Source organism: Aminobacter sp. P4_D5 (assembly GCF_056401815.1).
The window spans coordinates 1-5,725 of record NZ_JBFUIP010000251.1 but is presented as its reverse complement, the minus strand read 5'-3'; the positions used below and the strand labels follow the sequence as shown (position 1 = coordinate 5,725).

At 63.3% G+C, this 5,725-nt stretch carries 4 protein-coding genes; 1 reads left to right on the top strand and 3 read right to left on the bottom strand.

The window, feature by feature from the left end:
* Nucleotides 1-641: 641 nt before the first annotated feature.
* Nucleotides 642-1,331 carry a protein-L-isoaspartate(D-aspartate) O-methyltransferase gene (locus AC1DWF_RS29595; protein WP_476781738.1) on the top strand — a complete coding sequence of 230 codons (690 nt, stop codon included), beginning with the start codon at nucleotides 642-644 and terminating at the stop codon, nucleotides 1,329-1,331.
* Here the strand turns inward: AC1DWF_RS29595 and AC1DWF_RS29590 are convergent.
* From AC1DWF_RS29590 to AC1DWF_RS29580, 3 genes are all read right to left on the bottom strand, one after another.
* Nucleotides 1,328-1,903: an N-acetyltransferase family protein gene (locus tag AC1DWF_RS29590; RefSeq protein ID WP_476781737.1), complete on the bottom strand. Its 576-nt coding sequence runs from the start codon at nucleotides 1,901-1,903 to the stop codon at nucleotides 1,328-1,330. The two genes, AC1DWF_RS29595 and AC1DWF_RS29590, sit on opposite strands and share 4 nt — an antisense overlap.
* Before the next feature lie 104 nt (nucleotides 1,904-2,007).
* Nucleotides 2,008-2,787, bottom strand: coding sequence for a Bax inhibitor-1/YccA family protein (locus AC1DWF_RS29585; RefSeq protein WP_476781736.1), 780 nt, complete (start codon nucleotides 2,785-2,787; stop codon nucleotides 2,008-2,010).
* Between the two features lie 193 nt (nucleotides 2,788-2,980).
* Nucleotides 2,981-5,524, bottom strand: coding sequence for an ABC transporter permease (locus tag AC1DWF_RS29580; protein ID WP_476842394.1), 2,544 nt, complete (start codon nucleotides 5,522-5,524; stop codon nucleotides 2,981-2,983).
* Between the last annotated feature and the right edge of the window lie 201 nt (nucleotides 5,525-5,725).

Genomic DNA, 5,725 nt, shown 5'->3' with positions numbered 1-5,725 from the left:
CGACTTGAGCGCGCCGATCTGCTCGCCGGTCACCGGGCTGCGCACGATCAGGTCGCCGCCGCTAAAATCGGCCTTGGCAACGCCGAGCCGCTCGAGAAGGGCAGCGGTTTCGCTGGTCACGTTCATGCTGAATTCCTTTCCTCGTTCCTCACCCACCCCAAGCTGATTGCGCGTTTTTGGGATCGTCGCGAGCCGGGGGCGTTGTCGTTTGTTTCTTCCGGGGTTCTGGGCCCAGGAGACGCTTGGCACTGCCTATAGCCTGTTCGGCCACCCAAACGCCACACCAGTCATCACGGCACGCGCTCTGTCCGGCAATTTGACCAGATGTGGACCACAAGCACGGCGCAAACCGGCGTAGCGGAAGAAAGTGTCGATGTGTGGGGAGGGGCTGAAAAAACAACACCCGCCGGGGGAGGAGGTCCGGCGGGTGTCGTATTTGTGGCCAGCGTCTGGGAGGAGGTAGGCGCTGACCTATTCGTCGGAAACCTGGGAGGAGGTAGGTCCGACAAATTCGATGACCCATATCTAGCTCCGGTGAGCCAGGATTTAAAGTGTTGATATTGCATAGGAGCTTTGCATTTTGTGCAATGCAGCACGAGCTGCCGCGCTGCACCATCATACGGACGCTGCGGCAACCCTGCATGCGGAACCTTGCGCCCTCGCCCAAGTTAATGGGCAACGGCAGGCAGGCCATGATCGACTACCGGGCGGCACGCCTCAGAATGATCGAATACCAGATCGCCGGGCGCGGCATGACCGACCTGGCAGTGCTGGAAGCCATGGCTGCCGTGCCGCGCGAGGAATTCGTGCCCATGCCGCTTCGCGACCACGCCCATGAAGATACGGCTTTGCCGATTGCGCACGGCCAGACGATCTCCCAGCCCTATATCGTTGCGCTGATGGCCGAGGCGGCGGAGCTGCGATCCGGCGACAAGGTTCTGGAGATCGGCACGGGTTCAGGCTACGCGGCAGCCATATTCGCCGAGATCGCCGACCGCGTCGTCACCATTGAGCGTGTTGGCTCTCTGGCCGACACCGCGCGTACTCGGCTGCAACAGCTAGGTTACACCACCGTCGAAGTGATCGCGGGCGACGGCACGGAGGGCTATGAGCGCCAGGCGCCATTCGACGCCATCCTGTCGGCGGCCGGGACCCGCAAGGTGCCCCCGGCCTGGAAGCAGCAATTGGCCATCGGCGGCCGGCTGATCCTTCCGCTCGGGCCCCTCGGCGACCAGCAACTGGTCAAGATCGTGCGCCAAGGCGAAAAAGACTACAGCCAAAAGACACTGGCTGGCGTGCGCTTCGTGCCGCTTGTCAGCGGATCAGGCTAGCCCTCGCCGCCCTTTGCCTTGAAGCGGCGCTCGGGCATCGAATTGGCATCGGGCGGAAGCGTGGCCCCGCCATTCATCGCCAGCTGCATGAACACCGTGTCGAGCCAGCGGCCGTGCTTGTAGCCCGAGCCGTCCATGCGCCCGGTGTGATGGAAGCCGAGCCGCTCATGTAATCGCACTGATGCGCTCTCCGAATGGCCGTCGCCGATGACGGCGATGATCTGGCGAAAGCCAAGCGCGGTCGTCTCGTCGATCAGCGCCTGCATCAGCGCCTTGCCGATGCCCGCGCCCTTGGCCTCGGGCGCAATGTAGATCGAATCTTCGACGATGAACCGATAGGCCGGACGCGCACGGAACGGCCCGGCATAGGCGTAGCCAATGATCGCGCCGTCGCGCTCGGCAACGAGATAGGGATAGCCGCCATCCATCAGCGCCTCGAAGCGCTCGCCCATCTCAGCGCGAGTCGGCGGCTCCAGCTCGTAGCTCGCCGTGCCGTTCAGCACGGCATCGGCATATATCTGCGTGATGCGATCAAGGTCATCAGGCAAGGCGTGTCGTATCGTTATGCTCATTTTTTAGGCAACCTATTTTTGTGCCTACATATGAGCAAGAAACGGCGCAAATGAAAAGGGCGGCCGTTAGGCCGCCCTTCGAAACACGAGTGATCCAGAGCTGACTATTCGCGGTTGCCCAGGAACGACAGCATGAACGAGAACAGGTTGATGAAGTCGAGATAGAGCGTGAGTGCGCCCATGATCGCCTTGCGGCCGGAAACGAGCGCGTCGTCGCCGTCGAAATACATCTCCTTGATCTTCTGCGTGTCGTAGGCGGTCAGGCCCGAGAATACCAGCACGCCGATCGCCGAGATGGCGAACTGCAGAGCCGACGACTGCAGGAAGATGTTGACCACCATCGCGATCAGGATGCCGAACACGCCCATGATCAGGAACGAGCCCATGGCCGTCAGGTCACGCTTGGTCGTGTAGCCGAACAGCGACAGCGAGCCGAAGGCGGCAGCGGTCACGAAGAACGTCTGCACGATGCTTGCGCTGGTGTAGACCAGGAAGATCGACGACAGCGACAGGCCCATCAGGCCCGCGAAGACCCAGAAGGCGGTCTGCGCGCCAGAGGTGCTCATCGACTGGATGCGGGCGCTCAGGAAGAACACCATGCCGAGCGGAGCCAGCATGACGACCCACTTCAGCGGCGAGCCGTAAAGCGCGACACCGAGGCTGGTCAGCATCTTGCCGTTGCCCATGGTTGCGACGGCGGTGGCCGGATCATTGGTAGTCGCCAGCATCATGGTGCCGAACGCGGCCAGGCCGGTGATGGCCAGGCCAAGCGCCATAAGGTTGTAAACCTTGAGCATATAGGCGCGCAGGCCTTCGTCGATCGACGCGTCGGTGCGGCTGCCTGCCGTCGCCATGCGCGTCTGGTAATTTCTAAAGTCGGACATGGTTTCCTCTGTTGCTTCTGCCCCGTCGGGTGTCAGGCCGAAACCCAGGCGCCGCTGGCGGGACTCCAGCATGCCTCTGACGAAATATGATGGTTCTTTCTGGTCTAAACAAGGCCCGTTACGGCTTGAAACCCGCTGTGAGGGCACATTTCTCATACAAATGTCGTTGAAGTCCAGTCCAAAGCGCCATTTTCTACTCGCTGCGCAGTATAGGCGCTGCCTTGTGGCCAAGCACTCGCCAGGTTCCGATCAGGCCAAAACCGACAGTCAGCACCAGCGCGAAGACAATCGTTGCGACCGCGACCTCGGGCAGGAAATACGAAGGCAGGGTCATGATTCGGGCGACGACGAACCATGCGGCGACCCCGCCGGCGGCAAGCGCGAACACCGCCGTGGCAAGGCCGATCAGCATGTATTCGAGCGAAAACGCCGCGATGAGCGTCCGTCGTGTCGCCCCGAGCGTCTTCAGGATCACCGCGTCGTGGATGCGCGCGCGGTTACCGGCGGCGAGCGCACCAGCCAGCACCAGCACCGAGGCGATCAGCGCGACGCCCGCCGCGGCGCGGATGGCCGTGCCCAGCTGGGCGACGAGCCGGTTGACGACATCGAGCGCATCTTTCACCCTCACCGTGGTGATCGCGGGATAGCTGCGAGTCACCGAATTGAGGATGCGCGATTCGTCGGCGGGCGCTGCCTTGTCTTCGGTCAGCGTGGCAAGCCAGCTGTGCGGGGCACCGGCAAACGTGTTGGGCGAAAACACCATGACGAAGTTGATGCCCATCGATTCCCACTGAACTTCGCGGAAATTGGCGATCTTGGCGGTTACATTTCGGCCAAGCACATTGACCGTCACCATGTCACCGAGCTTGAGGCCGAGTTCGCGCCCCTCCTGCGCCGAAAACGACACCAGCGGCTCGCCAGAATAGTCGGCCGCCCACCATGCGCCTTGCGACAGCGTCGAATTCTCCGGGATGTTCTTGGCGTAAGTCAGGCCACGGTCACCACGCAGCACCCAAGCACCTTCCGGCGGCACGCTGAGCTTCTGCACATCGGTGCCATTGAGCGCCATGACGCGCCCGCGCAGCATCGGCACGCGCACAAGCTTGCCACCAGGGGCCTCGGACTCGACCAGTTTGGCGAAAGCGTCGACCTCGCCGGGCTGGATGTCGACGAAGAAGAAGTTCGGCGCGCGCTCCGGCAGGCTGCCGGCGATCTGGCGGCGCAGATTGCCGTCGATCAGCGCCAGCGTGACGAGCAGGGTAAGACCAAGGCCCAGCGACAGCACCACCGAGGGCGTCAACGCGCCCGGCCGATGGATGTTGCCGATGGCCAGTCGAAGCGCAGTCGAACGCACTCGCGGGCTTTTCCGCGCCAGCCATTGTACGGCACTGGCCACGGCACGCAGCACCAGGAATGAGAAGATGGTGGCGCCGACAAAGATCGTGGCGATGCGACGATCGCCGGCAAACCAGATCGCCAGCAGCGCAAGCACAACAGCAATGCCCAAGGCAGTCGCGATGTAAACCAGCCTTGGCAGGCCGCGACCCTCGAACCCCATCTCGCGGAACAGTGCCGTTGCCGGCACATCGCGGGCGCGGCCGAGCGGCAGGATGGCGAAGGCGAGCGTGACCAGGATGCCGAACAATGCCGCCATGCCGAGCGCTGCGGGATAGACGCCTGCTTCAGCCGGCACCGGGATGACCGACTGCAGGGCCGCACTTGCGGCAAACGGCATCATTGCGCCGAGCACGAGGCCGATGACGACGCCAACGGTTGCGATCAGCAGGATCTGGATGAGGTAGACTGAAAGCACGAAGYCGCCCGAGGCACCAAGGCTCTTGAAGGTGGCGATGACGCCGCGCTTGCCGTCGAGATAGGCGCGCACGGCGTTGGCCACGCCAACGCCACCGACGACGAGCGAGGTCAGCCCGACCAGCGTCAGGAACTGGGTGAAGCGCTCGATATTGGCCGAAAGTGCCGGTGCGGCATTGGTGCGGGTGCGCACGCTCCAGCCGGCTTCGGGGAATTCGGCATTGGCGCGTTCGCGAACCGCTGACACCTCGGCTTCGCTTGTGCCCACCGGCAAGCGGATCTTGTAGGCATGCTCGACAAGGCTGCCCGGCTGGATCAGTCCGGAAGCGGTCAGGCCCTCCATCGAAACCAGCAAGCGTGGCGCAAAGCCAAAGCCGTCGGAGACCGCATCGGGTTCGGTGACCAGCTTTGCCCTGAGCTCGAAGGTCGAGCCGCCAAGCTTGATGCGATCACCGAGCTTGAGATTGAGGCGTTCGAACAGCAGGTCCGGCGCCACGGCGCCAAAGACGCCCGATCTTTCAGCGAACATCTCGTCGCGCGGCAAGGCAGGTTCGGTGACCAGCGCCCCGTAGAGCGGGTAGAAGCTGTCGACTGCCTTGGCCTCGACCAGCGACTGGTCGGAACCGTCCTCCAGGCGCGCCATCGAACGCATGCCGGCATTGTGAGACACGGTGCCGAGGCTTTCGAGGAAGGCCAGTTCCTTGCCGGTCGCCTCGCGCTGGATGAGCTGGAAGCGGATATCGCCACCGAGCAATGCCTGGCCCTCGCTGGCAACACCGGCGGTGATGGCGCGCGCAACGGAATTGACCCCGCCGATGGCGGCCACGCCAAGTGCGATGCAGGTCAGGAAGATCATGAAGCCGCGCAGGCCACCGCGCATTTCACGCGAGGCAAAGCGGAAGGCGAGAGGCAGGTCTTTCAGCATGGGAACGCCGAATTCTGCGGCGTCTGCACTGCACGCCACCCCCCTCTGTCCTGCCGGACATCTCCCCCGCAAGGGGGGAGATTGGCCCTCACACCTGCTATCGCCAATCGMGCGCAAAGCAAGAGGAGCGTAGTCGTCCGAGCTGCTGATCTCCCCCCATGCGGGGGAGATGGCCGGCAGGCCAGAGGGGGGTGCGAAGAA